30 protein-coding genes and 2 pseudogenes are annotated in these 25360 nt (G+C 41.5%); 18 read left to right on the forward strand and 14 right to left on the reverse strand.

All coding sequences use genetic code 11. From position 1 onward, the window contains the following. Positions 1-606: 606 nt before the first annotated feature. The 7 genes from FXV91_RS07195 to FXV91_RS07225 all read right to left on the reverse strand — a co-directional run bounded on the left by FXV91_RS07195 (position 607) and on the right by FXV91_RS07225 (position 7152). Positions 607-1437, reverse strand: a complete 831-nt coding sequence (locus tag FXV91_RS07195) for an ABC transporter ATP-binding protein (protein WP_229389914.1) — start codon at positions 1435-1437, stop codon at positions 607-609. A 1-nt stretch (position 1438) separates the two neighbouring features. Next, positions 1439-2212, reverse strand: coding sequence for an ABC transporter permease (locus tag FXV91_RS07200; protein WP_229389915.1), 774 nt, complete (start codon positions 2210-2212; stop codon positions 1439-1441). A 5-nt stretch (positions 2213-2217) separates the two neighbouring features. Next, entirely contained in the window at positions 2218-3189 is a 972-nt protein-coding gene (locus tag FXV91_RS07205; protein WP_229389916.1) for an ABC transporter substrate-binding protein, read from the reverse strand. Positions 3190-3239: 50 nt separating this feature from the next. After that, positions 3240-5336, reverse strand: a complete 2097-nt coding sequence (gene cooS / locus FXV91_RS07210; RefSeq protein ID WP_229389917.1) for an anaerobic carbon-monoxide dehydrogenase catalytic subunit — start codon at positions 5334-5336, stop codon at positions 3240-3242. 328 nt (positions 5337-5664) lie between these two features. Further along, on the reverse strand, positions 5665-6084 hold the full coding sequence (locus tag FXV91_RS07215; RefSeq protein WP_229389918.1) for a sulfite exporter TauE/SafE family protein: 420 nt from the start codon (positions 6082-6084) through the stop codon (positions 5665-5667). Further along, complete coding sequence (locus FXV91_RS07220; protein WP_229389919.1) at positions 6029-6397, reverse strand: sulfite exporter TauE/SafE family protein; 369 nt, start codon at positions 6395-6397, stop codon at positions 6029-6031. The genes FXV91_RS07215 and FXV91_RS07220 overlap by 56 nt, the downstream gene beginning before the upstream one ends. Before the next feature lie 104 nt (positions 6398-6501). Then, positions 6502-7152 carry a methyltransferase domain-containing protein gene (locus FXV91_RS07225; RefSeq protein WP_229389920.1) on the reverse strand — a complete coding sequence of 217 codons (651 nt, stop codon included), beginning with the start codon at positions 7150-7152 and terminating at the stop codon, positions 6502-6504. 279 nt (positions 7153-7431) lie between these two features. Between FXV91_RS07225 and FXV91_RS07230 the strand changes: the two genes are divergently transcribed. From FXV91_RS07230 to FXV91_RS07250, 5 genes and pseudogenes are all read left to right on the forward strand, one after another. Next, positions 7432-7764 (forward strand): DUF2933 domain-containing protein, encoded by a 333-nt coding sequence (locus tag FXV91_RS07230; protein ID WP_229389921.1) that lies wholly within the window; start codon positions 7432-7434, stop codon positions 7762-7764. Continuing rightward, a pseudogene (locus FXV91_RS07235) lies at positions 7761-8389 on the forward strand (isoprenylcysteine carboxylmethyltransferase family protein). The gene FXV91_RS07230 and the pseudogene FXV91_RS07235 overlap by 4 nt, the downstream one beginning before the upstream one ends. 219 nt (positions 8390-8608) lie before the next feature. Then, positions 8609-9403 (forward strand): PspA/IM30 family protein, encoded by a 795-nt coding sequence (locus FXV91_RS07240; protein WP_229390212.1) that lies wholly within the window; start codon positions 8609-8611, stop codon positions 9401-9403. Beyond that, a complete protein-coding gene (locus FXV91_RS07245; RefSeq protein ID WP_229389923.1) occupies positions 9369-9647 on the forward strand; it encodes a hypothetical protein in 279 nt (92 codons plus the stop codon). Before FXV91_RS07240 ends, FXV91_RS07245 begins: the two co-directional genes overlap by 35 nt. 70 nt (positions 9648-9717) lie before the next feature. Further along, on the forward strand, positions 9718-9969 hold the full coding sequence (locus tag FXV91_RS07250; RefSeq protein WP_229389924.1) for an SHOCT domain-containing protein: 252 nt from the start codon (positions 9718-9720) through the stop codon (positions 9967-9969). Between the two features lie 414 nt (positions 9970-10383). On the opposite strand, the pseudogene FXV91_RS07255 reads toward FXV91_RS07250, so the two are convergent. Beyond that, positions 10384-11348 (reverse strand): annotated as a pseudogene (locus tag FXV91_RS07255) (glycosidase). A gap of 130 nt (positions 11349-11478) precedes the next feature. Between FXV91_RS07255 and FXV91_RS07260 the strand changes: the two are divergent. From FXV91_RS07260 to FXV91_RS07285, 6 genes are all read left to right on the forward strand, one after another. After that, positions 11479-11727, forward strand: a complete 249-nt coding sequence (locus FXV91_RS07260; protein WP_229389925.1) for a hypothetical protein — start codon at positions 11479-11481, stop codon at positions 11725-11727. A 98-nt stretch (positions 11728-11825) separates the two neighbouring features. Then, entirely contained in the window at positions 11826-12071 is a 246-nt protein-coding gene (locus FXV91_RS07265; RefSeq protein WP_229389926.1) for a heavy metal-associated domain-containing protein, read from the forward strand. Next, complete coding sequence (locus FXV91_RS07270) at positions 12061-12246, forward strand: hypothetical protein (protein ID WP_229389927.1); 186 nt, start codon at positions 12061-12063, stop codon at positions 12244-12246. The genes FXV91_RS07265 and FXV91_RS07270 overlap by 11 nt, the downstream gene beginning before the upstream one ends. After that, positions 12246-12512, forward strand: coding sequence for a hypothetical protein (locus tag FXV91_RS07275; RefSeq protein WP_229389928.1), 267 nt, complete (start codon positions 12246-12248; stop codon positions 12510-12512). The genes FXV91_RS07270 and FXV91_RS07275 overlap by 1 nt, the downstream gene beginning before the upstream one ends. 268 nt (positions 12513-12780) lie before the next feature. Further along, complete coding sequence (locus FXV91_RS07280) at positions 12781-12921, forward strand: YHS domain-containing protein (RefSeq protein ID WP_345945485.1); 141 nt, start codon at positions 12781-12783, stop codon at positions 12919-12921. A 19-nt stretch (positions 12922-12940) separates the two neighbouring features. Continuing rightward, positions 12941-13900, forward strand: coding sequence for a phosphoglycerate dehydrogenase (locus tag FXV91_RS07285; RefSeq protein WP_255679980.1), 960 nt, complete (start codon positions 12941-12943; stop codon positions 13898-13900). 401 nt (positions 13901-14301) lie between these two features. On the opposite strand, the gene FXV91_RS07290 is transcribed toward FXV91_RS07285, so the two are convergent. Then, positions 14302-14469 carry a hypothetical protein gene (locus tag FXV91_RS07290; RefSeq protein WP_229389931.1) on the reverse strand — a complete coding sequence of 56 codons (168 nt, stop codon included), beginning with the start codon at positions 14467-14469 and terminating at the stop codon, positions 14302-14304. Between the two features lie 355 nt (positions 14470-14824). On the opposite strand from FXV91_RS07290, the gene FXV91_RS07295 reads away from it, so the two are divergent. The 4 genes from FXV91_RS07295 to FXV91_RS07310 all read left to right on the forward strand — a co-directional run bounded on the left by FXV91_RS07295 (position 14825) and on the right by FXV91_RS07310 (position 19441). After that, entirely contained in the window at positions 14825-15514 is a 690-nt protein-coding gene (locus FXV91_RS07295) for a hypothetical protein (protein WP_229389932.1), read from the forward strand. 410 nt (positions 15515-15924) lie between these two features. Next, complete coding sequence (locus FXV91_RS07300) at positions 15925-16116, forward strand: copper ion binding protein (RefSeq protein ID WP_345945486.1); 192 nt, start codon at positions 15925-15927, stop codon at positions 16114-16116. Positions 16117-16308: 192 nt separating this feature from the next. Then, positions 16309-16518 (forward strand): heavy-metal-associated domain-containing protein, encoded by a 210-nt coding sequence (locus FXV91_RS07305; RefSeq protein ID WP_345945487.1) that lies wholly within the window; start codon positions 16309-16311, stop codon positions 16516-16518. A gap of 40 nt (positions 16519-16558) precedes the next feature. Then, positions 16559-19441, forward strand: coding sequence for a heavy metal translocating P-type ATPase (locus FXV91_RS07310; RefSeq protein WP_229389934.1), 2883 nt, complete (start codon positions 16559-16561; stop codon positions 19439-19441). 31 nt (positions 19442-19472) lie between these two features. Here the strand turns inward: FXV91_RS07310 and FXV91_RS07315 are convergent, their stop codons facing one another. Beyond that, positions 19473-19616, reverse strand: coding sequence for a hypothetical protein (locus tag FXV91_RS07315; protein WP_229389935.1), 144 nt, complete (start codon positions 19614-19616; stop codon positions 19473-19475). 39 nt (positions 19617-19655) lie between these two features. Here FXV91_RS07315 and FXV91_RS07320 point away from each other — a divergent pair, with 39 nt between their 5' ends. Next, complete coding sequence (locus FXV91_RS07320; RefSeq protein WP_229389936.1) at positions 19656-19907, forward strand: hypothetical protein; 252 nt, start codon at positions 19656-19658, stop codon at positions 19905-19907. A 106-nt stretch (positions 19908-20013) separates the two neighbouring features. Further along, positions 20014-20211, forward strand: a complete 198-nt coding sequence (locus FXV91_RS07325; protein WP_229390214.1) for a YwbE family protein — start codon at positions 20014-20016, stop codon at positions 20209-20211. 57 nt (positions 20212-20268) lie between these two features. On the opposite strand, the gene FXV91_RS07330 is transcribed toward FXV91_RS07325, so the two are convergent. From FXV91_RS07330 to FXV91_RS07340, 3 genes are all read right to left on the reverse strand, one after another. Further along, positions 20269-20817: a tetrahydromethanopterin S-methyltransferase subunit A gene (locus FXV91_RS07330; protein ID WP_229389937.1), complete on the reverse strand. Its 549-nt coding sequence runs from the start codon at positions 20815-20817 to the stop codon at positions 20269-20271. 182 nt (positions 20818-20999) lie between these two features. Beyond that, positions 21000-22340 carry an MFS transporter gene (locus FXV91_RS07335; protein WP_229390215.1) on the reverse strand — a complete coding sequence of 447 codons (1341 nt, stop codon included), beginning with the start codon at positions 22338-22340 and terminating at the stop codon, positions 21000-21002. Positions 22341-23056: 716 nt separating this feature from the next. Next, positions 23057-23200: a hypothetical protein gene (locus tag FXV91_RS07340; protein ID WP_229389938.1), complete on the reverse strand. Its 144-nt coding sequence runs from the start codon at positions 23198-23200 to the stop codon at positions 23057-23059. Positions 23201-23990: 790 nt separating this feature from the next. Here FXV91_RS07340 and FXV91_RS07345 point away from each other — a divergent pair. Next, on the forward strand, positions 23991-24674 hold the full coding sequence (locus FXV91_RS07345; RefSeq protein WP_229389939.1) for a class I SAM-dependent methyltransferase: 684 nt from the start codon (positions 23991-23993) through the stop codon (positions 24672-24674). A gap of 108 nt (positions 24675-24782) precedes the next feature. Here FXV91_RS07345 and FXV91_RS07350 read toward each other — a convergent pair whose 3' ends face one another. Further along, the gene (locus FXV91_RS07350; protein ID WP_229389940.1) at positions 24783-25109 is read right to left on the reverse strand and encodes a multidrug efflux SMR transporter; all 327 of its coding nucleotides are present in this window, start codon (positions 25107-25109) and stop codon (positions 24783-24785) included. Positions 25110-25360: the final 251 nt, after the last annotated feature.

Below are 25360 nucleotides of genomic sequence, written 5' to 3' on the forward strand. Positions count from 1 at the left end.
TATTTAGAGCCTATCCGAAAAGTGGTTACCTGCTGTAACTTTTACATTAGGTAATATGCAAAACCGCAACTGGTACTCTGATATCATAGACCTATTATGGCTTTCCAGCATGCATTACTGACTTTTCGGATAGGCACTTAATAGGTATCAGATTTCATCAGGAAAAGTTGCATACTTCTTTTAGCATTTATAATTCCAGAACGCTACGAAGTCCAGTTTTCTCTTCATCTCCTGATTTTAGCTATCCTTTCGTTATTAGCCCTGCCCAGAGGAACAAAGTGCATGAAGAATGCACACGAACCATAGAGCAAAGGATACCCCCTGGTTATGGGAATACTATCAGTTTCATTCCAAATAAGAATATGAAAACTGCCGCGAAGTTTCTGAATTTTTCATGGGGTATTTTTCAATTCCTTTTCTCCCGATCATTGCCCCTAACTAAAGCATAGGTATTCCTTCTTTAGTTGGGAGTAAATAAGTTCATAATTTAAGATTCCCGCAAAGTGGGTTTTCACACTTATTATGGCTTTGACGTTTGAGTAGCGGATATGTAAAAAAGGCAAAAAAGGATGAAACAGGGTCGTGCCTCTGAGTCATTGATCAGATCTATGAAATGAGTACATCAGAAACACGGTGCTGAATTGGGACTTCTGATCGGGACTGCTGCAAATAGTACTCTGTTTTATCGCTGGATTTTAGTTCAAATTCTCTGAATACTTCATTGCGTATTGCTAAAAAATCATGGCTTGTTCTATCCCTTTTTCTGGCTAAAGGCACATCAATGATTTTTTTCACTCTTCCGGGACCAGCTGTCATGACAACAATTTTATCCGCTAAAAATACTGCTTCTTCAATATCATGCGTAACAAATATGATTGTTTTTTTCTTTTCTTGCCAGATTCTTTCAATCTCATCCTGCATGGTCATTCTTGTCATTGCATCCAGGGCGCCGAAAGGCTCGTCCATAAAAAGGATTTCCGGGTCAACCGCTAGAGCCCTTGCGATAGCAGTTCTCTGCTGCATACCTCCGGAAAGCTGGTTGGGGTGATGATTTTTGTATTTCGACAATCCTACCAGTTCGATATATTCCTCTGCGATTTCTCTACGCTTTTTCTCATCAAATCCTTTTGACTCCAGCCCCAGCTCCACATTTTTGATTACTGTTCTCCATGGCAGCAGACCAAAATTCTGGAATATGGAAATCCTATCAATTGAAGGCTGGTTAACATCATCTCCGTTAATTTTGATAGCTCCGGTGGAAGGTTTATCAAAACCTGCCATTATGTTCAAGAGCGTTGTTTTCCCACATCCACTCGGACCAAGCAGGCAGATGAATTTTCCTTCTTCAATCGATAAATCGACTTTTTCCAGAGCAACGGAGTTACTTTTGTCTTTCAGCTCGTATACTTTTGATACTCCTTCAACAGAAATAAACATATTAACTCACCCTTTCCGAGGACATTCCCCATTGCTTTTGTACCCGGTTTTCCAGAAGCCTGATTGTCTTATCGAGTAAAAGACCTGTTACTCCTATGCAGATAATACCGGCAAGTACAAGGTCTGATCGAATAGAATTTCTTGCGTCAATTATCAGATACCCCAGTCCTGATTGAGCTCCAACCATTTCTCCGGCAACCAGAAATACCCAGGCCGACCCCAATGCCATATACAGTCCATTTGTAATCATCGGAAAAGCCGCTGGGAAGATAATTTTTGGTAATAAATACGGTTGTTTGATGCCGAAATTCTGAGCTACTTTCAGGTATACCGGATCTACCTTTTTAACTCCGGAAATCGTTGATAGAAGAACCGGATAAAATGCCGCTATAAAAATGATCACGACCGCGGGCAAATCCCCAATACCAAACCAGAGCACTATAAACGGGAACCATGCAATGGGCGAAACAGGCCTTAACACCTGCACTACAGGATCGATAAAAGCCCACACTTTTCTATAAGATCCAAGAATCAGGCCTAAAACAATCCCTGCAACTGATGCCGCCAAATATCCGGTCAGGAACCTCATCAAACTGACCTGGAAATGAGTCGCGAGGGTTCCATCCTTAATTAGTTCGCCTATACCTTCCAGAACCTTAAAGGGAGAAGGAAGGAGGGATGGTTCATACCTTCCGGTAAGAACCACCATTTGCCAGATTAAAACCAATAAAGTGAGGCTTACAATGATAGTGCCTGCTTTTTTTATTTTTTCCATTGTTCTCACTTTACCGATTCAATAAACGAATTGTCTACAAACTCCGAGTATTCGGGAGGATTTTTCAATTGCCCCATTTCCACAAGATATTGGGACAGCTCATTGTAATCTTTCTCTTCCAGCTTCAGGTTATTATAGGAAATCCATTGGAGTGAAAGGTCGAGTACTTCAGGTTCGACTTTCATGTATTTGGTCGCAGCATCTAATACTTCGGGGTCTTTAGATTCGGCTCTTTCACCCGCCCTGACGTATTCATTTACAAATTCTGCTGCAATTGTCGGATTGTTTTCAATGAAGTCGTTTCTAAGCACAAGGCCACAGCATACGGAATTATTCCATAAATCCTGTGATTCAAATAATACCTTCCCATTGTCGCTTGCTACAGATATTGCACCAAAAGGCTCGGCGACTATGTAACCGGAAATCCTTCCTTCGGAAAGAGCAGCTGGCATTTCGGGTGGTGGGAGCTCTACAATGTTCACGTCATTAACTGTAAGGCCATTTTCCTTCAGCATCTTGTATAAGAGAACATTGTGAGTTGAGAGCCTGTGAGGGATTGCGAAAGTTTTTCCTTTCAAATCAGCAACCTGCGTAATATCCTTGGATACTACCACCACATTACCATCTCTATGTCCCAGGGCAACAGTCTTAAGGTCAATCCCCTGCTCCTTAGACTTCATAGCAAGCTCAATTAACATAGAAGCACCGTCAACCTGACCGGTATTTACTGCATCACTGAGCTCGGTCCAGGAACCAAATTTCACCAGCTCCACTTTGAAATTCCTGGAATCATTTGCTGAAAGATCATTTTCAACAAATAACGGAAGAGCATGAGTTAATGGAAGATAGCCGATTTTCACAGTTTTGACTTCATCTTGCGCAGTATTTTCTTCTTTATTATTGCCCCACCCGGTCAGGCTGAACAGCAAGGACGCTATTATGACCGCCGACACAACTATAACAATTGCTTTTTTCATCCTGCTTACTCCGATTAAATTTTATTCGTTTTATATATCCAATATAGTCCTTACTTCCATCCGAGAGCCTTTCTTTTCTCCTGAATATCCAACAGGATCCTGTCGGCAAGATTCGAAGGATCTAACTCCACTACCATTACTGATCCCAGGGTCTCTCTGGTATCTTCATACAGATATCTCATGACATTTTCTGAGCCCTGTACAGGAGGATGCACACAGTGGTACGAATTTATGCCCATTAGTCTGAAACCAAGGGCAGCACCCAGACCTTTTTCGTTTGACCATTCCGGGCTTGCAAGCGCAAACGGCATGTCTTTGATATCTTTACCCGAAGCGTCAGAAAGGGCTCTGAATAATGCAGAAGCCCTGGAATTGTCAATGCACTCTCCCATATGCCATACCGGGGGAAGATCAGGCTCTAAAAACTCTCTCAACTCTCTTCCGGTTTTGTCAAGAGCCGCCTGGCTGCAGAAACCCAGTTTCATTAAGGGGAAAGAAGCACAGCCGTTGGTGAGAACCAGAATGTTATTTTCGATTAGTTTAGCGGCTACATCAACAACCGCTTTTTCATAAATAACTCTTGTATTGCTGCATCCGACCAGATTTACTACACCTGCGATCTTGCCTTCTTTTAACGCATCTGCGATAACATTTATGCTTCCAAAATGGCTTACAGCGTATTCCAGTGAAAAGCCTATTTCTGCGTTAACTTCATAATTGGGAATGTAAACCGGGACATCCCTTCTTGCTGCAAAACTTTCAATCGCCTTCCGAATTATTTTTTTCGCCAAATTTTCCGTTTCGTTTAAGTTTGAATGTGTATGGTCATAGCCGTAATGTTCTGCCCCTGGCAGCCTTGCTGAATCACTGGTCGTAACTACCGTTGTTTTAAAGCATTTAGCCACATCCATGATTGTCGGGAAGATATCCTGAACGTCGGCTACCCAGAGGTCAAGCGCACCGGTTCCGAGTATAAGCTCAGCTCCAATGGCATTTGATAAAGGTATTACCCCGCCATAACGGTACATTGCAGAAAGTCCCGAGCAGCATATACCATAAAACTGAATCCCTTCTGCACCATTTTCTTTTGCAAGACGTACAAACTCCTCACTTCTCCCCTGCTTTATAATCTCACTTACGAGGAGGGGAGAGTGCCCGTGAATTGCGATATTTACATAGCCTTCCTTTAAAGCTCCTACATTTGCTCTAACCGTGCTTCTCTCCGGCAGGCCGAAAAGACTGTCCATGGCGATTGAAGATCCAAGGGCACTGGTCCAGGCAAAGGCAAGACCGCATCGAAGGAACTGCTGCATAACGTTTTTCCAATCCCCATCGGTTCCTGTGGTTGTTCGATGAAGGGCTTCAAAAACTTCGTGATAAGCGCCAACCGGGAGAATGTCCAAATTTTTCCATACCTCTATTCGCTCCGGCGTCGCAAAAGCGTTTAATGTTTTATGTTTATCGGGCACTGTTCTGGATAAATCCTCAAGGAGAGCATCGGCAACCTTCAAAGCGACTGCTTCTATTGTTTTTCCTTCAATATCGATGCCTAATTGAGCAGCTGATTTTCTTAATTTTTCCTCGCCTGCAATCGGTAGTTTCAGAGTACCCTCAGCGGAAGCTTTTAAGGCAAGCATAATTTCCCTCCCTCTGGCACCATGGGCAGCCACTCCTGCAGCAACCCACCTTAATAGGTTTCTAGCGACAATGAGGTCTGCATCCGCTCCACATACTCCTCTGGGGCTTTTCCTGGTGATCCTGCACGGTCCGTTATTACAATTGCGGCAGCATACCCCTGCCATGCCGAAGTTACAATGTGGCTTCTGTTGATCAAAACGATCAAAAGGAGTTTCACAGCCGATCTTCTGCATCTGCAACAGCATCCCTTTAACCGCTGGATCAGGGGTGTGCTCTAACACATCTGTCTTAGTTGGAAAACTTTTTTTGTATTCAGACACAGCTTCCATATAATCTGTGAAGTCTCCTCCACCATGATGATGACTGTGGTGACCGTGCTCATCATCTCTATGAGAATGATCACTATGAGAAAGATCACTATGAGAAAGATCATTATGAGAAAGATCATTATGAGAAAGATCATTATGAGAATGATCATCATTATGATGGTGAATCTCAGGCAACTTCATTGTTCAAAGACCTCTATTTGTAATTTTTACCGAATTCAATGGCGGACATCTTCATTTCCGGCCCGTTTTCTACCGAATCTCTAAGGCGGCTAAAAATTTTCTAGCTTACATCTGCCTTATGTAATAGCTTTATGTTTAAGTTCACAATTGTGAACTGGTATAACGTCAAACTCACTGCTAATACTTAAACGTTGATTTAGAGGCAAAAATTTCCTGAAAAACTCAGTATAGAGCACAAAGATTACAAAGAATATACAGAAAGCCAAATACAGAAAGCCAAAAACCACAAAAAACATATAAAAGTTATAGGGGAAAAGCTTCCATCAAACTATGGGAATAACACCAGTTTCATCCCAAATAAGAATATGAAAACTGCCACGAAGTTTCTGAACTTTTCCTGGGGTATTTTTTCAATTTCTTTTCTCCCGATCATTGCCCCAATTAAAGATACGGGTATGAAGATTAAAAAACCTGATAAAATGGCAGGGTCCAGCCTTACGCCACCTTCGATATAGGTTACTATCCTTGTCGAATCGATCAAAAATGATATGGCACCTGCGGTTGCAATATAAACGGCTTTCTCGAGGTTGAAAGCGCTCAGAGCTACCGCATTTATCTCCCCTCCTATTCCGAAAATACCTGCAAAAAATCCTGTCAGGGCTCCACCGGATACTGCCACTGATAATCTCTGGCTAAGCCTGAAGGTCCGGTTGAAGGTGATGAAAAGAACATAGGCTATGAGGAACAATCCCTAAAGCTCTTGAAAGGATCTCCTGGGAGATTCTCAAGGATAAAGATGATCCTATGAAACTGGTTAAGATACCGGGAAGGCCAAAAGCAAGGAAAAGTTTCCATCTTATGCCCTTCCGGAATAAGAGCATTTTCCAGATATCGTTAAACCAGTGAATTATGCCCACAAGAAGCAGGGTCTGAGGCAGAGGAAATACCATCAGGAGAATTGGCACCATAATTGTGGATATTCCAAATCCGGCCAGAGTCCCGATTATACTTGCCAGAAGCGTGAGCAAAGTTATAAGAATAATTTCCTCATACGCAAGCATATTTCTATTATATTGACTTCACTATGGCATTATAATTATGCCAAATAGACCAAATAGAAATAAATTCCTTTACGCAAAAAGAAATTTTCGAACATTTCAGTATATTATAGCTTATTATTTATCCCTTTCAATATTATTCCAGCTCCATGTAATACAGTATCTTTTTCTATTATCTCAATTCTATTTTTGTTAAATAGTGCTTCAAAGTCGGATTTAATAAAATTTTTATAATATTCGGCTTCAAAAAGAGCAATAAAATGATAAATTAAAAATTTACCAATCCTGTTTTTGGGTAAATCATAATCAACAATTACTATGATTCCTTCTGGTCTGGTTACCCTGACCATCTCTTTCAATACCTTTTCTCTTATACTCAAAGGCATATCATGTAAAGCGAATGATATAGAAGATACGTCAAAACTATTGTCCTCAAATAGTAAATTCGTTGCATCAGCGACTTCAAATTTCGCATTTTTGAATTTATTCTTCTTTTTGGCTACATCAAGCATGGCTTCAGAGAGGTCAATCCCGATAACTTCATAACCTTTTTTCGCAAATGCGAAAGCCTGTTGTCCTGTACCTGTGGCAATATCTAATATTCTGGAACCTTTTTGAGCATCTGTGAAGTTCACCACTCTATCCCTCACGCCGGAAAAAGGTGCAGCAACAGTATCATAAAAAGGAGCCAATATAGTAAACGCCTTTCGTACGAGTAAGTAGTATTCCCTTTCTTCATCGGTTAATTTTTCCACCACGATTTTTACCTCGATTTAGACTAATGCTCTCATGAATAATAGAACAAATCTAAATAAAAGCATCAATTTTGCCGCTATGAATAAAGTTTAATAATTGTATTTTTTTAATTATTGTAAAAAATAATTTTTGGGTTGTAGAGCAAAAGAGACTTTGAGCGAGTTATTGATCATAATAAAATGAGTATAACTCTAGTTTCCAGAAAAATCGTCAAAAAACTCTCCTACATACGGTTCTCATTAAACGACCATCCTTACAACTGAAAAAAGGAGAAACTCCTAATGAATGGAGCAAGTTGCAAATCAAGAAGTAATTTCATCGTAAAAGCAATAGTGCTTTTTGGTTTAGCCACTATTGCGTTCTATGTCCTGACAGAGCATAAAGCCCATCTTCTGGCATATTCCAGCTACATATTCTTCCTTGGTTATATTCTGCTTCATTTCTTCATGTGCGGAAGACATGGAAAGCATGGAGGGCACGGAGAACAAGGAGGGTGTTGCGGGCATGGCGCTGGAAAGCACAAGCATAAAGGAGAAGATAAAACGATCCAACAGAGTACTGGCGGGTATGAGGATACAGCTCATCCCGAGAACAACCAAGAGAGGTCCAGATGAGTAATATCCAGGCATACGGTCTCTGGCCTCTGATCATAATTAACTCATTGATCTTTATTATCTTCGTCTTAAGCTTCACGCAACCTAAAACCTCGCGCGACTGGCGCTCTCTTGGAGGATTTGCAGCGTTCATAGTTGCACTTTTCACTGAAATGTACGGTTTTCCTCTCACCATTTACCTGCTCTCAGGCTGGCTGACAGATCGCTACCCTGAACTGGATATATACTCTCACAATTCAGGACATCTCTGGAGCGATCTTCTGGGCATAACAGGGGATCCTCACTTCAGTCTGATTCATATTTTCAGCTATATTCTGATCCTGGAAGGTCTCTTTTTACTCACCACTTCTTGGAAAGCATTCTATACTTCCCAAAAGAACTATTTGCTAGCGACCACAGGCCCATACGCTTATGTTCATCATCCTCAGTAGACGCATTTATCCTGATCACGATAGGGTTTTTGATACAATGGCCCACTATATTGACCTTAATCATGTTCCCGATCCTAGTATGGGTGTATAAAAAGCTGGCAAGACGGGAGGAACGGGATACATTGGCAGAATTTGGCGAAGAATATTCCCTATATATGGCAAAAATTCCGGGATTTATACCACGTTTTGGGTAATTTGCAAAATTAAATCGTATATTTTAAGCATCGCTTGATAAATAGAAATAATTTGATGTATATTTAATTATTGGGATATTATATTATTGGGATATTATATTATTGGGTATCATGGAGGTCATTGATTCTGTCTATACCGGGATATTTCAATGTGCATTCCATAACAACATAAACTCTTAAGACAACATGCTCAATGATTTTTAGAAAGGGGAGAGACACATAGGATTATTTGCAAGAATGGAAATGGTGTTTAAATCGAAGATGAACAAGATTCTCAATAGAATGGAAGATCCACGGGAAACGCTTGATTATTCCTATGAAAGGCAGCTGGAGCTTCTTCAGAATGTTAAGAGAGGAGTTGCAGAGGTTGCAAGTTCAAAAAAGCGCCTTCAGCTTCAGCGTGCAAAATTAGTGCAAAGTATAGACAAACTTGAAAGTCAGGCAAAAGACGCGATTAGCGCTAACAGAGAGGATCTTGCAAGGCTTGCTCTCGAGAGAAAATCCGCCCTTCAGCAGCAGATAGAAGTAATTGACAGGGAAATTGGAGAACTCGACCAGCAGCAAGAAAAACTGGTAGAATCAGAAAAGCGCCTTTCAACCAAAGTAGAAATTTTCAGGACAAGGAAGGAATCCATCAAAGCTCAGTACTCAGCAGCTGAAGCCCAGGTTAAAATAAATGAATCCGTGACAGGGATCAGTGAGGAAATGGCAGATGTAGGTCTTGCACTTGAAAGAGCTGAAAATAAAACAGAAGGGATGAAGGCCAGGGCTGAGGCAATTGACGAGCTTATGGAAGCCGGTACACTCGAAGACCTAACAGGCGGCAGAGACGAAATCGATAGAGAACTTGCAAAAATCAGTACTCAAACTAATGTCGAATCCGAACTTGCCAGGCTTAAAGCTGAAACTGGGAAGGGGTCTGCAAAAACAGACACCGGGAAAGAAAGTACAGGTGCAGAAGAAGAAAGGAGGTCTGAAAATGATAATCAGGATCATGGGCGGAGGCCAGTATAGGGCACCTGAAACCCTCTGCGATGAATTAAACCAGATAGATAACAGGATTGTTACCCTGGTCACGGAAGAAAAAGCCGACGAGTTTAGAAAGGAACTTGCTAAACTGATTTCCGAAATAAAGGAAAAAGGAGAGGCTATAGGGGCTGAAGAAATTATGAAGTCCGACATTATCGTGCCCCCGGAAGATCTGAGCCTTGAAGAAGCAAAAACCGTATTTAATGGGTCTGGAGTCTTTAAGGACTAAAAAATAAGGTGTCTTAAAAAAGAAGTATGAACTAAAAAGAAAGAACAATATAATCAGGATTTTATAGAATTTGGGAAGTGGTACAATAACTGGGTATATGGGCGATTACGGTTATGGTATGATGGGGTATGGAGGTATGTTTTTTATGCTCCTTTTCTGGATTCTCGTTATCGTGGTAGCTTATCTGTTAATAAAAAAGCTTCTTGAGCAGAACAAAACTCATGGTGAAGAGAAATCTGCACTGGATATTGCAAAAGAAAGATATGCGAAAGGCGAAATTACCGAAGAAGAATTTGAGGAAATAAAAAAGCGTTTAATATGAAAGACTTCGACCTGCTGCTCAGCAGGTAGGGATAGATTCTATTCTGAAAAAAGGCATTCCCTACCTGCCTTTAACTTGCATTTTTAATCTAAATAGCTCTAGCTAGCCTGCTCATGTAAATGTAAAGTTATAAGGAAAAGATTGCATTATTTTTAAGTCATAAATTAAACTTTTGGAACTGAACAATTTTAATTAGGACTTACGCGGTTGAACTGAGAAATAAATTACACTAAACCTTCAACTGTATAAAAAACATTTAGCCTCAACGTCTATGGTGCTTGATTTTGTACCTCAAGTGCGTAAGTTCTGTAATACAAGACCTAAAGAAACAAATTTTAAGTTTTTGAAATGATCCCCAAATTCTCCTTTTTTTGGATCAATCAATTTCCTCCTGTTTTCTTCAAACCATCTACATTATTCTTCAGGACACTCTCCTCAGGACACCCATGAATATACTCAAGAATATCATTTATTTTTGCGCTGGCTAATGATATAGATGTGTCCGCACTTCCATAATAAATACGGAGTTCATCATCCACTAACACCCATCCACAAGGGATAACAGCATCACTAAAGTCTCCACTACGTTCATACATTTCACGAGGCCCGAAAACCCATCCTTCTGACCTTCTGAGCACTTTTCTGGGATCTTCAAGATCAAGAAGGGCCAAACCAACCCGATAATTTATTTTAAGTGTTGTCTGACGTATCCCATGGTACATAATTAACCATCCGTCAGGTACGCGGATTGGTTGCGGGCACGTACCTATATTGCTGGCATCCCACCACCCGCCTTCCCGGGCATACAGAAGAACTTCATGTTCTCCCCAGTATTTCATATCAGGAGAAAAGGATATCCAGATATTTGCTTTCGCACCCACCATACTAGATACTTGTCTGTGCAGTATTGCCCATCTGCCATTAAATCTCACAGGAAAAATAGAAGCATCTGTACTTTCAGGCGGTAGTATCGCTCCTACCCGCTCAAAATTGTGGAAATCCTCTGTAAAGGTAAGAGATATTAAAGGACCGGAATCCGAAAGAGCCGTGTATGCCACAGCCCATTTTCTCATCTCATCAACGTAAGTTATACGCGGGTCTTCAATGCCGTATATTTCTTCAGGATAGTTTACAGAATCCGGAAAAAGTGTCGGTTCGCTGTCAATCTCCCAGCCATCAATTCCGTTTTTACTCCTGGCGACTGTAAGATGAGAAAACCCCCTGTGATCTTCGACACGCACCAGTAGCAGAGTTGTACCATCAACCATAGTTACTGCAGGGTTAAACACTGAGTGGGCCTTATACGGCCAATCTTCAATAGTAAGTATAGGATTTTTCTCATACCTTACAAATAATTCACCATGATCTTTCCAGTCCATACTATTCCTCAGGATCTAGTTTTCAGAATTATATTGGGTTATTACCTTATGTTTTGAGACAAAATTCCAAGTTTTAAATCTAATGAATATATTATATCGAATCAATATAATTAAATAAAGGGGAAAATTCGTGAAGCTAGATGTAAAAGCATTTACTCTGGCCAGTGGCATTGTATCGGGTATAAGCAGCCTGGTAGTAGTTCTCTTCGCAGTATTGACTGGGCGTGGGCTTCAATTCTTGGAGATAATTGCGGCCTTCCATCCCGGATATACGCCTACTGTATTGGGTGCGGTGATCAGCGCCATTTGGATGCTGATTTACGGTTTGATTGTGGGCGCATTGTTTGCTTATATCTACAACTACTTTGCAAAGGAATAAAGATCAGCTAGTAATTTAATTGGCAGGATGGCACGTTAGCAGAGCTTATCTCTATTGAACTTTTTTTACGTTTTTTGTAGCAGAAGGGGGTTTAGCGATTGAAAAAAGCTGTGGTCAAGATTGATTGGCTCCTTCATCCAGCAGATGCGATGGCGGTTGAAAAGCATCTCCAGATGCATCCGGGCGTCAGACGTATCGAGATCAGTCCTGTGAGCGGAGTGGCCATCGTAGAGTACGATGAAAGCCTCATCACCTTAGAAGGAATTCAGTATATAGTGGCCGAATGCGGTTATCACTGCCGGGTCTTCAGGCCTCAGGACATTGGAGGAGAGCATGAAACTTGATCATGGAAAGAGCGCTCACGGGGAGCATGGAGCTCCAGGAGATGACTTATCTCAATCCATGCTTGGAGGGAACGAGGGAATGCATGGCGATATTGAATCCATGGCCGAAGATTGTACCACAGGTTATTGGTTTCAATTCCCTTTACGCTGCTCATTCTGCCTTTCTCTATGCTAGTGAAAGAGCTGACCGGAATAGAGCTGCCCGTTCCCTTTGGACTGGATCCTAATGTCTTTATGCTCTTGTTGGCCACGCCTGTCGTCTTCTATGGCGGTTGGATGTTCTACGTGGACGCGATGCATGCCATAAAAAATCGAACTCCAAATTTGGCATTACTTGTTACTATCTCTGTGCTTTCTGCTTGCATATTCAACGTTGGAGCAACATTCTTCTTCAAGGCTGAAACCTTTTCTGAAGCCGCAACCGTGCTTATGATATCATGATAGGGTTTTTGATCCAATGGCCCACAATATTGACTCTAATCATGTTTCCGATCCTCGTATGGATGTATAAGAAGCTGGCTAAAAGCGAGGAACGGGAGGTATTGGCGGAGTTTGGTGAAGAATATTCTCATTACATGGAAACAGTTCCGAGATTTATTCCACGCTTTAGATGACTTGCAAAATTACAATTGTATCTTTTAAGCATCGGCTGATAAAATAGAAATAACTTAACGCTTCTTTAATTATTGGGGGTATTATTATAGAGGTAATTGATCCTGTTTGCAAGATGAAATTAGAAGAAAAGGACGCGAGATTCAAGAGTGAATACAAAGGAAAAACTTACTACTTCTGTGCCCTTTCGGACAAAAAGAAGTTTGATGAAAATCCGGAAAAGTACATTGAGCCCTGAAGAATTTTAGGGGTGGCTTATGAAAATAGTAGTAGCAGACCCTATATTTCTGACGGAAGAGTACAAAAAGCGGCTCGAAGCGTTGGGTGAACTCGAAATTTACAAAAATGTGCCTCTCTCTAATGACGAATTCATTGAAAGAATAAAAGATGCTGAAATTGTAATAGTAGGAAGATACGGAGTTGACGCCAAGGCTATAAGCTCTGCGCTCAAGCTAAAGCTGATCTCTCTGTGGCAGACTGGCTTCGATAATGTGGACGTAGAGACAGCGACAGAACGTGGAGTAATCGTATCAAACGTCCCTAGTTACGCATTCGACTCGGTGGCGGAGTTTGTCTTTGCCTTATCCCTGAACCTTCTCAGAAGAGTCCATATAGCAGATATGAACCTGCGAGAAGGATTATTCGATTGGAGGTACTATGTGGGCAACCAGCTCATGAGCAAGACTATAGGCGTACTAGGAACAGGTGAAATCGGTAAGAGGGTGATACAGATCGCACACGGGTTCAATATGAATGTGCTCTCTGTAACGGCTCACCCCAGTCCTGAGAAAGCAAAAGCACTGGGAGTAAAATTTGTAGATCTGGATACGTTGCTCTCAGAGAGTGACATAGTTACATTGCATGTGCCTCTTACAACCGAAACAGAGCATATGATAGGTGCCCGGGAACTGGCAAAGATGAAACCCACTGCTGTGCTTATCAACACTGCCAGGGGAAAAGTGGTTGATGAAGCTGCACTTATAGAAGCTCTTAAAGAGAAAAAGATTGCCGGGGCAGGGCTGGATGTCTTCGAAAAAGAGCCTCTACCAACGAATAGTCCGCTTCTAGTGATGGATAGTGTAGTGTTGACTCCGCATATTGCATTTTTGTCTGAAGAATCTCTGGATGAGTGTACTTATATCAGTATTGAGAACGTGCAGATGTTTATGCAGGGTAAACCTCAGAATGTGGTGAATCCCAAGGTGTTAGAAGGTTGAGGCAGTGCAGATGGGTTGTAGTTCTTTGGGCTTTTGGAGTTGAGTGATTCATTTACGGAAAGAATTAAGACTAATTAAACAGGCTCATTCAATAAGTTGAAGGTATGTCCTGATGGCACTGTGAGAAGATTAAAACCAGTTGAAGCTGCGGAAGGTGTACGGAAAGCGAAAGTTTCTACAAGCTTGTACTAACTATTGTCTTCTGTTTTTATCCCCTGTAAAAAAGAGGAAGATTTCCTGATGAATGAGGCAAATCTCAGTTCAAGAAGTAAATTCATCGTAAAAGCAGCTTTGCTCTTTGTTCTATCTACTATTGCATTTCATATCTTGACATATCACAGAGCTCACCTTCTGGCATATTCCAGCTACATATTCTCCTTGCTCACATCCTGCTTCATTTTTTATGTGTGGAAGACAGGGGAAACATGGAGAACATGGGGGGCATTGCGGGCATGGTGACGGAAAGCACGGGCATAAAGAAGAGGATAAATAGATTGAGCAAGGCTCAGGAAAGCAAAAAGTAGAAGCCCAATGATCAAATGTGGAAAATCACATGAGCTGCTTATCATTAGCCCCTCACCCTTATTACCATCAATCTCTGATATTCATTGTACTCACTTTCCCCACATCGGGCTCAGAGTATCTCAGGACTGGCACTTTTAAGAGCCTTCCTGGTATTTGACTGCCTATTTTCCAGAAATTTATCTTATATTATAGCATAGAGTCATTTTTTCATGTAATAAAGAATAATCTCACGATTTTCAATACCTTTTTTAATTTAGCTCATTTTTAAAGCCCCTTCAATTGTAAAAGAGTATTTGGGGACGGTTCTTATTATAATAAGACTTTTATGTTACTGGAATATATAAAATATAGCCCGAATATTTAAACTTATTAAATTCGGTCCATAACGGGGGGAATAAGATGATTAAAGCTGGAACAATAAAGTCAGTATTTTTGCTGGCATTAGGAATTGTAGCAATTGCACTGGTAGGGTCCGCTGCAGGAGATACCATGGGTAAGGAGAATATGATGGGACAAGAAAACATAACGACTGCTTGTCCTGATAATGAGACCCATGATAAGATGCACTGTATGATGCATTGCTGTATGATGGGAAACCACTCGGCCAACGGGACCATGATGATGGAAGATGACTCATTCAACGAAACCATGATGCATTGCTGTATGATGGGAGATCATTCGGCCAACGGAACCATTATGATGGAAGATCATTTGGCAAATGAAACCATGATACACTGCTGTATGATGGGAGATCATTCGGCAAATGAAACTATGAATGAAACTATGACACACTGCTGTATGATGGGAGAGCATCCGGCTGACGGAAGCTACTGTACAGTCGAGATGGATCAAAATGCCAGTGCAGCCCAGGCCAAGCTTGAATGCGCTCGCTTCTGGCTGGAGCAGGCTATAGAGCTGCACGAGCTTCACATGAAGGACCCCAGCACGGCAACGAATGAGTCCCAGTTGGAGATGATGGAGCAGATGATGCAGGCCTATGAATGCATGACAGGAGAAAATATGACAATGGGGATGATGAACAACACAACAGGGGTACAGTTCTCGGAAGAATATGAACACAGGTGTTAAACCTGATAAGAAACCTATAATTGAAACCAATGGGGGTCCACCCCCTATTATCTTTTGGTCGCTCGTGTACGTCCATGTAGAATGACGTTTGGTAATATATAATTAGTTCTTAACCGATTAAGCCTATAATTTCCAGACACCTGCAGGTCTTATGAATTTCTGCAGATATAAAGGATAAGGATATGTGGTAAACAGTATGCTTCTGCAGGGTCAGATGTATTCACATTTTTTGTTCGGAATCTTCTATCAGTTCCTTGAAAAATTATTATAATAACTGTTATTGTTAAGATTAACCTGGACTGATTTAACAGGGTTTTATCTATTTCCTGTAGAGAACACTTTTATAAAGCTGGCAATCCAAGTTATTTCAGATAAACATACTGGAGGTTGAAACAATTACTCAGGAAACCATAAAAGTTGAAGGTATGTCCTGCGGGCACTGCGTTATGAGGGTTAAAAAAGCAATTGAAGGTCTGGAAGGCGTAAAAAAAGTAGATGTCAATCTTGAGAACAAACAGGCTGTTGTTGAATTTGATGAAGGAAAGACAGATGTAGAAAAAATAAAGGCTGCAGTACGGGAAACAGGGTATGAGCCAGTCTGAGCCGGAATAATGTATTTACTGAGCCTCAAAATAATTTGTCTCAGAAGACTTTGTTTATTGGTCTAGACTTCATTTATTGGTATCGAGGAATTCATTATATAGTAAAAGTACAGATTTTTATAATATAGGTGAAGCGCCTGTTTAAAAAGTAGCTGATGATCCGGGGGTGAAGATATCGGGGAGACAACACTTATAGTAGATGATATGATTTGCAGGTACTGCAAAGACACGGTTACCAGGCTTATTACCTCTATTAACGGGGTTTCCCGTGTAAACGTAAACGTTCCTGAAAGAACAGTAAATGTGACTTATGACAGCCGGATAACTGATGCACATGTTATAAGGATGACCCTGCTAGAAGCCGGTTATAAAAATATAAAAGAGCCTGTAAACGCTTTTTAAGTAGTCGGGAAGTCTGAAAAATCTGAAAGGCGGCATACCGATGGAAATCACGATAGAAGTTTATGGCATGACCTGTGGTCACTGCCAGAAAAGAGTAGCGGATGCTATTTCTTCTCTTGGGGGTGTGGAGTCTGTAGATGTCAATCTTGAAGCCGAGCGTGCAACTGTTAGTTATGATCCTGAACAGGTAAGCCTTGAAGATATTAAAGAAGCCGTTCGGAAGGCAGGATATTCTACAGAACGCGAAGAAGAGCCCAGAGAGGAAGAAGTCCAGACAGAAACCCATGAACCTGCCCGGAAAGAAGAGCCAGCAGGTCTGGTTTCAGAATCTACAGGCAGGGTTTCAGAAGAAACAGAAGAGGGAGTGGAAAAGGGTCAGGCATGCCCTCTGACCGAAGCATGTAAAGCGGCAGAAAAAGAAGCGGTCCACATCTCAAGCCAGAAATCGGGCTCAAAAGAAATCACTCTCGGAGTTTCCGGGATGACCTGCTCGGCATGTGCCCTGAATATCGAGAAAGTCTTGAAGAAAAAAGAGGGCGTTGATTCCGTAGCTGTTAATCTCGAACTTGGCAGAGCAAAGGTTAGCTTTGATCCTTCCGTGATTTCTCCTCCGGAAATTGAGGACACTATTGAATCCATCGGTTACAGGGTAGAAAAAGATACTGTAACTCTCAATCTTGAGGGTATGAGCTGCGCCTCCTGTGCTGCAAATATCGAGAAGATCCTCAATAAAACCGAAGGCGTAATCTCGGCTTCTGTAAACTTCCCACTTGAAAAAGCAGTTGTGGAATTTGATTCAGCCCGCATTTCTGTCAGGGAGATCATTGCTGCAGTAAAGGGCATAGGTTATGGGGCATCAGTAAAAGCTGAGACTGTGGAATATGAAGATAGAGAACAGATGTCAAGAGATGCCGAGATCCGGAGGCAAAGAAATAACCTGATAATTGCTGCGGTTCTTGGGATTCCGATATCTATCGGAAACATGAGCATGCTTTTTCCTTCCCTCTCTATTGTGCCCGCTTTCCTCATGGATCCTATCGTACTTTTTGTACTGTCTACCCTTGTACTTCTTTTCCCGGGAAGGCAGTTTTTTGTCGGGACTTTGAAAGGCTTCAAGCATGGCGTAACCGATATGGATCTGCTGATAGCCGGAGGAACAGGGTCAGCCTACCTTATCAGTGTAGCAGCTACATTTTTTGATCTGGGCCCTGGATATGACACCCTTTACTACGATACAGTAGGTCTTCTAATACTCTTCATTGTTCTTGGCAGATATCTAGAAGTAAGGGCGAGAGGTAAGACTTCAGAAGCCATCCGGAAATTGATGGGGCTCAGGGCAAAAACCTCCAGAATTCTTGTAGACGGCATCGAGAAAGAGGTTCCTGTAGAAGAAGTAGTAGTTGGCGATGTTGTTATTGTCCGTCCAGGAGAGAAAATTCCGGTTGACGGAGTTGTTGTAGAAGGTAATTCGGCAGTAGACGAGTCAATGCTCACCGGTGAGAGCATCCCAGTAGAGAAAGGTCCCGGAAGTACGGTTATCGGGGCTACTTTAAATAAAACAGGATCTTTTAATTTTCGGGCTACAAAGGTAGGTGCCGATACCGCTCTTGCTCAGATTGTGAGGCTTGTTGAAACTGCCCAGACCACTAAAGCCCCCATCCAGAGGGTTGCAGATGTATTTGCCGGCAACTTCATAGTAGCCGTCCATATTCTTACCCTTTTTGCCTTTTTCTTCTGGTTTCTCATAGGTTACTGGCGCTATGGAGTAGGGGAATCAGTAGCTATGGGGGGAATCAGTCCATTCCTTTTCTCCCTGCTTATTGGCATTACTATCCTTGTAATTTCGTGCCCGTGTGCTGTCGGGCTTGCAACTCCTGCAGCCATCATGGTGGGTACAGGCAGAGGTGCGGAAAACGGAGTTCTTATAAAAGGTGGGGAGGCCCTTGAAAGGGCGCATAAACTTGATACTATAGTTTTTGACAAAACAGGAACCCTTACAGAAGGGACTCCAAAACTCACAGATCTGTTTGCAGCTCATGGTCACGAAGAAAAGGAGGTGCTATTTATTGCTGCAACGGCTGAAAAGGGATCCGAACATCCTCTCGGGGAAGCTATCGTAAGAGGGGCTGAGGAAAGGGGTATTAGCCTCGAAAAGGCAGGAAATTTCCGTTCCATCCCGGGAAAAGGAGTAGAAGCTTACCTTGGAGAAAAAAAAATTTTACTCGGCACTCGCAAGCTTATGGACGAAAATGGGATCCCCTTCGAGGATCTTGAGCCGAGAATGCGCGCATTTGAGGAAAATGGTAAAACTGCAATGCTTGCAGCTCTTGAAAACGAAATAATAGGTCTTGTTGCAGTTGCCGATACCCTGAAGGAAAACTCCAAGGAAGCAGTTGAGACCCTGATAAAAATGGGAATCGAAGTGGTTATGATTACCGGAGACAATGCTATTACAGCCGGTGCAATTGCAAAAGAAGTAGGCATCCCCAGAGTGCTTGCCGAGGTGCTGCCCGAAGATAAAGCAAATGAAATTAAGAAGCTTCAAGAAGAGGGCAAACTTGTCGGAATGGTGGGTGACGGCATTAATGACGCTCCTGCGTTGATTCAGTCCGATGTGGGGATCGCAATGGGAGCAGGCACTGACGTGGCAATGGAATCCGCAGAAATTGTACTTATAAAGAATGATCCCAGGGATGTGGTTATAGCTCTTAAGTTGAGTCGGCTTACTATCAACAAAATCAAACAGAACCTTTTCTGGGCTTTTGGATACAATACAATAGGTATCCCGATTGCAGCAGGAATTCTTTACCCGGTTTTTCACCGAATTCTGATCACGCCGGAACTGGCTGCTGCTTTCATGGCATTGAGTTCGGTTTCTGTAACAACGAATTCCCTGCTAATGAAAAGAAGCAGAATTAAATAAGTTCAGAGCAGATACTTTTAAAGCTTCTATGTCAAGGTATACGTGAAAACTCGAAAACCGCATGCTTTGGAAGGCTGCTAGCAGAACTTTCCTGCATGCGGGCTTCAAAGGCTCTCTGGCTGAACCTTTTAAAGGTTAAGTTAGGGAATTCTGAACACCCAGTCATTCTTAACATTTAGTCACTCTGAACATCTGGTTATTGATGGTGAATCATATGGTAAAATTTGGATCCAAAGACAAAAGGACCAGAGTTGTGCTTCTCTCAAGTATTGCCACCTCAATAGTATTAATGAACCTCTTCCTGCTTGGGACTCTATTAACCAACATGTACCGGGGAGAAGCATCCTACACTCTGGTAGATCTCGCAGCAGGTTCTATTTTCGTTTTTGTGATTACCATGATTATCTCATTGTCCCTGTGGCCCAGGGTAATGGACTGGCTTGAAAGCAAAGAAAAAAACAAGTAATGGACATAATCAATAATATCAATCTTTTATGAATGTCAATTTTTTAAATAGATATCATTTTTTTAAAAACGTACTGATTTATATAACAATGAATTTACCTTCTGCCATGAACAACGGCAGTGTCAGAGCAAATATCAAAGAAGGATTAAAAGTAGGAATTGTTTTAAAGCAGGACCAGCGAACAGGGAAAATAACCCAGGGCGTTGTAAAGCGCATTTTAACCAATTCTTCAACTCATCCTCATGGGATCAAAGTCCAGTTGACGGATGGGCAGGTTGGAAGGGTTAAGGAAATTTATTTGTAAGCTGAAGAGTAAGCCGTGTTTGAAAGAAGAGTTTCTCTTTCTCAAGCTCTACTCAGCTCATCCCCTCTTTATCTTCGACATAACATTTTGCTTTATTAGTTGCTCGTACTTTCGCCAGCTGTCTTCATCAACTTCTGGCATGGATACGATTTGAGCTTCAATTCTTTTCGGGCCGGTACAGGAATCGATTACTTTCTGGATAGCAACAGGGTCTTTGTTTCCAACAAGGTCTACAACTTTTATTTCCCTAAGGAATCGGGAGATTGCAGTCATCGGTATCTCATTTAAGTAAGGCAGAGAGGCGTTTGAGCCGGCTATTTTTCTAGAGCCTGCCATGGTAGAAACTCCATTTTCGGCTAGTGCGATCAAAGATTGGCCCGCCAGGTGGCCGCTGTCTTCTCCGCAGACAATCAGGCAGTGTATGTTCGGGTTTGCAAGCACATTCACAATTATTTTTTCAATCCCGAAGTTCTCACTAAAACAGGTCCCACAAATTGCATAATTCTTAAGTTCCCATGCAGTGTAGTCAGAGGCAAGAGTTACTACAGCTACGCTTGAATTCGTATCTCCTATTATATAGTCTCCGGAAGTTAAAGGCCATTCCATACTGTTTCTCTCCTAACTCGAAAGAGATTATTCAAAATACATTCTCTAATTCATCCTATTAATTCTCACTGAATAATATCTATAACTGTCTTTTTATTTCTCTTTATTTTTTCTTTAATGCTCTTTTAAAAGGGGTTTTATCAAAATTTGCAAACACTTAATCCTCTTTCGAGAATTTCCGCTTATATTTCCTCAACTGCCGTTTCAGCTAATCTCTCTTTTTCAATTTTTACGAGTCTGAAAGAGAGAAAGACAACCAGATATATGATTGCGGCTGCTATCAGGAAGGATATTACTCCAAGCTGCGTATAAAGCAGGCCTCCTGCAAGAAGCCCTATTATACTTGCAAGGCTGCTCGCGCTCATGGCAAAGCCCTGGACCGAGCCCTGGTATTTTTTTCCTGCGAATTTCGAGAGAATGGAGAGAATAGAGGGCCACATAATCCCGTTTCCGAACGCAAAGAAGACAGCTGCCAAATATAAGAGGAAGATGTTTCCCGAGATTATCAGGATAAACTGCAGGCCCAGAATAAAGCCGCCGGCGACGACAAGAATCGACTCCCGATATCTCTTGGCAAGTTTTGCCAGTACGGGACCCTGTACAAAAGCCATAAGCGCACTGATTACGGAAAAGTAAATGCCTAGCTCGGCAGGGCTCCATTCAAGGGCAACGACAGCAAAGACCGGGAATGCAGTATAATATATATTAAAGCTCAGAAAGATAAGGAAGTAAACAATCAGCATAAAAGGAATATATTCAAGCTTGAACACTTCGCCGAACGTTGTTTTGCTTCCTGCCTCAATCTGATAACACTCTTTTTGTTCCTGTCCTAGTACTTTTCTGATGCCAGTAGATTCCGGGTATTCTTCAATTTCACAGGGCTTTGAGTCCGGAAGCAGAAAAAGCACAATAAGAGTCCCTATGATTGAAATCACGAGAGCTACAGATACGGGCAGAAGTTCGCCATAGACCGTTGCTCCAAGGAGTCCGGCAAGGGCGGGACCAAAGACGTACCCCAGATTTGAGGCAACAGACATCCTGCCATAGTTTTTATTTCTCTCTTCTTCGGAGGTGAGGTCAGCGAGGTATGCGTTGGCAACAGATACATTTCCTCCTGTAATGCCGTCAAGAGCCCTTGCAAAAAAGAGTGCGAGCAGAGGGAGAGTAACTGTAAAAATGCCCAGCAGGTCGGATCTGACTTCTATCAGCGGGATAACTGGAAAGAATAGGGCGACAAGAAAAATAACCCAGGCAAGAAGGGTCCCTGCCTGGCTCAGTAACAGAATCTTTTTCCTTCCGTAAAGGTCAGACCACCGCCCCAGAATAGGAGCTCCAATAAGCTGAAAGGCAGGATAGGTGGAGGCTAAAATACCGTAGATGAGGGCATTTCCCCCATAGTCTGTTACAAGAAATACGAGAAAAGTAAGTATGATACCGAACCCTAGGGTTCCGATGAATGTTATAGTATACAAAGGAAAAAGTGCCTTACCATCTGTAGAGGAAGTTCCCGAATCCGTCTCCATCACAGGATAATATGCCGATTCTGTGCCTTATAGTATTTCTCTTCCAGAATTTCGAGAAAATTGACATCGATTTATTTCAGATATGCTGCAGTAAGGCGGGCTCAACCACTAAGAAAAAGTCATATTCTTCTTCCCGCCCAGGCTCGTACATTATTACCATAAAGTCTTCCTGCGGTTATTCGGCCTTAAGCAGCTTGTCAGTCTCTTTTGGGATTTTAAAGCCTGAAATGAGTATTTTAAACATTTTAAAATGTTTAAAACACCTTCCTTGTTCTTACAGCTCGTTTTAAATCTTTAACAGTAAATCAAAGGGCGATAAGGGATTAAAAAATTGTCTTCTTTTTTAAGGCAGCCCTTGTATATCTAATAAAGAGAGTTATATACGTTATTTTTCTAAGATAAATGGTGCAGATCTTTTATCAAGGAAAATAAAGCGTTATCAAGCTTTAAAAGCATCTATTCAATCAGGTAACAGAACTACTGCAAAAAGTATACTTATATTCTAATTTTACAATATGAAATTCTAGTCCCAAATTGTTTTCAAGCAAAAACGAAACTAAAAGTTTTGAAACAATCCATGGGAATTAAAAGATCTTTATAAAAGTGAAGGAAATAAAGATCTCAAAAAAACACGAAGGAATAAAGGTCTCAAAAACAGAACGGAACTAATCTCCAAAAAGTAAGTACTCCAAAAAAGATTGAGAAAAACCTGAATGTTAAGGGCATTTCCATCCTGAAGCAGTGGCACCTGTTGCATCCACATTGATGTCAACGATCCGATTCCTTCCGGAAATTGCAGCAGAAGCCACTGTGTTATCCCGCGAAGATAAGTATCTTGCGACCTTGGCAGGTAATGTCATAGGGCTGTTGCGGGATTAAATACCCTGTATGAAACGGTACTGAGGCGGTGTCAAAGTCCGTCTTAACGGGGTTAACCCTTAACAATAAGCATATTTTTCAGGCAACGCCTGTAGGGCGGATTCAGGAGTTGCCTGAAATATCTTTATTGTTTCATTCACTTCCAAATGATTATCTACCCCTTTTTATTTTTTTCACCTTCTTGTTCCCTACGTTATTTATTTTTTCACTTTTTGTTCCCTACGTTATTTATTTTTTCACCTTTTTGTTCCCTGCCATCTTTTTCTCTCCTGATTCCTTTTGCTTTATCCTTTCGACCCTTCTTCTGGCTCTTCTTCCAGCTTTTTTGTCTACCATTCCTCTCATTTCCGGTTCCTTTTTCTTCCTGTTTACTGCCAGTGCCGAGTTCTTCTCGGCATGAAAAAAACGGTCTTTGTCCCCGAAAACCGCTTTTCAGTTCATCCTCATATGAATGCCTGCTCCAAGCTATCTGGTGTTCAGCCGAAATTAAGCAGAAATAAAGATAAACAAAAAATAAACTGAAATAAAAAATGGAAGATAGATTCGAAAAAGAGCATTTTGAGGTAGAATTTATTCTGTTTTATTTACCTTCTACCTATTTTTATGTATATTTACTTACAGGTTTTTCTCCTGATTTCGCTTTCTGGCTTTTCTCTTCTTCGCAGTACACTCCTGCCTTTCCTTTACTTATCCATTTACCCAAAGCTAACAACTCAGAGCATTTTATGGGTTTAGGAATATTCTTTATTCTTTACCTGTATCTGGTTCTTTATGTCTAAATCATACTGGGAAACTGTGTCTGGAAAGAATATACCCTCAAGCCTTGAGCTTTACCCCATAATTTACAATTATCTGCAGGATGGTGATAATGTTCTCGACATCGGATGCGGGTTCGGGAAAATTAGTCTTGAACTTGCTTCCCTCAGATACCTGGTAACAGGGATAGATATAAATCCAGAAGCTGTAAAGCTTTCAAAAGCTGCTGCAAATAGCCTGGAACTGGATCGAAAGATTGAAGGGAGGGCTGAATTTCAGGTTGGAAATGCTTCTTTTCTTCCTTTTCACAGGTCAAGTTTCAATTTTGCAGTCATGCAGGCTTTTCTGACCTCTGTACCTGACCCACAGGAAAGAGCCAGGATAATTCAGGAAGCTTTCAGAGTACTGAAACCTGAAGGTTACCTTTATCTTGTTGAATTCAGCCAGAACTGGCACCTCAAGCTTTATAGAAAGCGCTACCTTCAGGACTTTCCAGTTACAAAAGAAGAAGGTTCTTTCTTTGCCCTTAACCCTGAAACAGGAGAGGCTGAATTTATTGCACACCATTTTTCCGAGAAAGAGCTCGTGTTCCTGCTTGTAGATTGCGGGTTTGAGATTGATTATTTCAGAGTTGAAGAGCTCAAAACCAGGACAGGCAACAAAATTAACGGGTTTGTAATTGTGGCTAAAAAACTTTAAAACCCGGACAGCAGAAATTCTTTCTGCCATGAACCGGAAAACTTCAAAGCCCTGGCTCCTGTTTACATAAACTTATTTCAATCAGGTTAATCTGGTCAGACATGTCGATTATGTGGCTCTATTGCTGAGGTGAAGCCCGATAACTCCTGTAATTACAACGACAAGGGAAATAATTTTTAGGGCGGTGGCAGGCTCCTTGAACCAGAAAATTCCGACTGACGTGATAAGAGCAATTCCGAGCCCGGCCCATATTGCATATGCAATGCTAACATCTATTCCTTTAAGGGCAAGGGTAAAGAAGAAAAAACTGATTGCATAAAATACGAAGATCAAAACTGATGGAGCCAGTTTTGAAAAACCATCGGATAATTTCATACAGGTGGTTCCACATACTTCAAATGCTATTGCGAGTAATAGCAGGAAATAATAGTTCATCAATGATTATTTTACTCCAATTTATTAATCAGTTTCCTATTTTTATCATTAATCAGTTCCCCATTTAGAGTCTATCCGAAAAGTCAATAATGACATCTTGTAGAAATTACACTAGGTCATAATATCGAGTATCTGCTCCAGTCGTATATATTGCCAACTGTAAAAATTACAGTAGGTCAGAACACTTTTCGGATAGGCTCTTAATCAGTTCCTAATCAGTTCCCGGTTTCATTATATCATCCGTCTATTTC

This window comes from Methanosarcina sp. DH2 (genome assembly GCF_020804225.1).
Classification (GTDB): Archaea; Halobacteriota; Methanosarcinia; order Methanosarcinales; family Methanosarcinaceae; genus Methanosarcina.

What these genes read in the sequence shown, in the direction of transcription:
- FXV91_RS07200 (WP_229389915.1), bottom strand. Translation starts at nt 2,212, where the DNA reads ATGGAAAAAATAAAAAAAGCAGGCACTATCATTGTAAGCCTCACTTTA.
- FXV91_RS07325 (WP_229390214.1), top strand. Translation starts at nt 20,014, where the DNA reads ATGAACAACGGCAGTGTCAGAGCAAATATCAAAGAAGGATTAAAAGTA.
- FXV91_RS07315 (WP_229389935.1), bottom strand. Translation starts at nt 19,616, where the DNA reads ATGTTAAGAATGACTGGGTGTTCAGAATTCCCTAACTTAACCTTTAAA.
- FXV91_RS07340 (WP_229389938.1), bottom strand. Translation starts at nt 23,200, where the DNA reads ATGACATTACCTGCCAAGGTCGCAAGATACTTATCTTCGCGGGATAAC.
- FXV91_RS07245 (WP_229389923.1), top strand. Translation starts at nt 9,369, where the DNA reads ATGATAATCAGGATCATGGGCGGAGGCCAGTATAGGGCACCTGAAACC.
- FXV91_RS07350 (WP_229389940.1), bottom strand. Translation starts at nt 25,109, where the DNA reads ATGAACTATTATTTCCTGCTATTACTCGCAATAGCATTTGAAGTATGT.
- FXV91_RS07290 (WP_229389931.1), bottom strand. Translation starts at nt 14,469, where the DNA reads ATGATAAGCAGCTCATGTGATTTTCCACATTTGATCATTGGGCTTCTA.
- cooS (WP_229389917.1), bottom strand. Translation starts at nt 5,336, where the DNA reads ATGAAGTTGCCTGAGATTCACCATCATAATGATGATCATTCTCATAAT.
- FXV91_RS07295 (WP_229389932.1), top strand. Translation starts at nt 14,825, where the DNA reads ATGATTAAAGCTGGAACAATAAAGTCAGTATTTTTGCTGGCATTAGGA.
- FXV91_RS07320 (WP_229389936.1), top strand. Translation starts at nt 19,656, where the DNA reads ATGGTAAAATTTGGATCCAAAGACAAAAGGACCAGAGTTGTGCTTCTC.
- FXV91_RS07205 (WP_229389916.1), bottom strand. Translation starts at nt 3,189, where the DNA reads ATGAAAAAAGCAATTGTTATAGTTGTGTCGGCGGTCATAATAGCGTCC.
- FXV91_RS07335 (WP_229390215.1), bottom strand. Translation starts at nt 22,340, where the DNA reads ATGGAGACGGATTCGGGAACTTCCTCTACAGATGGTAAGGCACTTTTT.
- FXV91_RS07220 (WP_229389919.1), bottom strand. Translation starts at nt 6,397, where the DNA reads ATGCTTGCGTATGAGGAAATTATTCTTATAACTTTGCTCACGCTTCTG.
- FXV91_RS07230 (WP_229389921.1), top strand. Translation starts at nt 7,432, where the DNA reads ATGAATGGAGCAAGTTGCAAATCAAGAAGTAATTTCATCGTAAAAGCA.
- FXV91_RS07310 (WP_229389934.1), top strand. Translation starts at nt 16,559, where the DNA reads ATGGAAATCACGATAGAAGTTTATGGCATGACCTGTGGTCACTGCCAG.
- FXV91_RS07285 (WP_255679980.1), top strand. Translation starts at nt 12,941, where the DNA reads ATGAAAATAGTAGTAGCAGACCCTATATTTCTGACGGAAGAGTACAAA.
- FXV91_RS07345 (WP_229389939.1), top strand. Translation starts at nt 23,991, where the DNA reads ATGTCTAAATCATACTGGGAAACTGTGTCTGGAAAGAATATACCCTCA.
- FXV91_RS07270 (WP_229389927.1), top strand. Translation starts at nt 12,061, where the DNA reads ATGAAACTTGATCATGGAAAGAGCGCTCACGGGGAGCATGGAGCTCCA.
- FXV91_RS07330 (WP_229389937.1), bottom strand. Translation starts at nt 20,817, where the DNA reads ATGGAATGGCCTTTAACTTCCGGAGACTATATAATAGGAGATACGAAT.
- FXV91_RS07195 (WP_229389914.1), bottom strand. Translation starts at nt 1,437, where the DNA reads ATGTTTATTTCTGTTGAAGGAGTATCAAAAGTATACGAGCTGAAAGAC.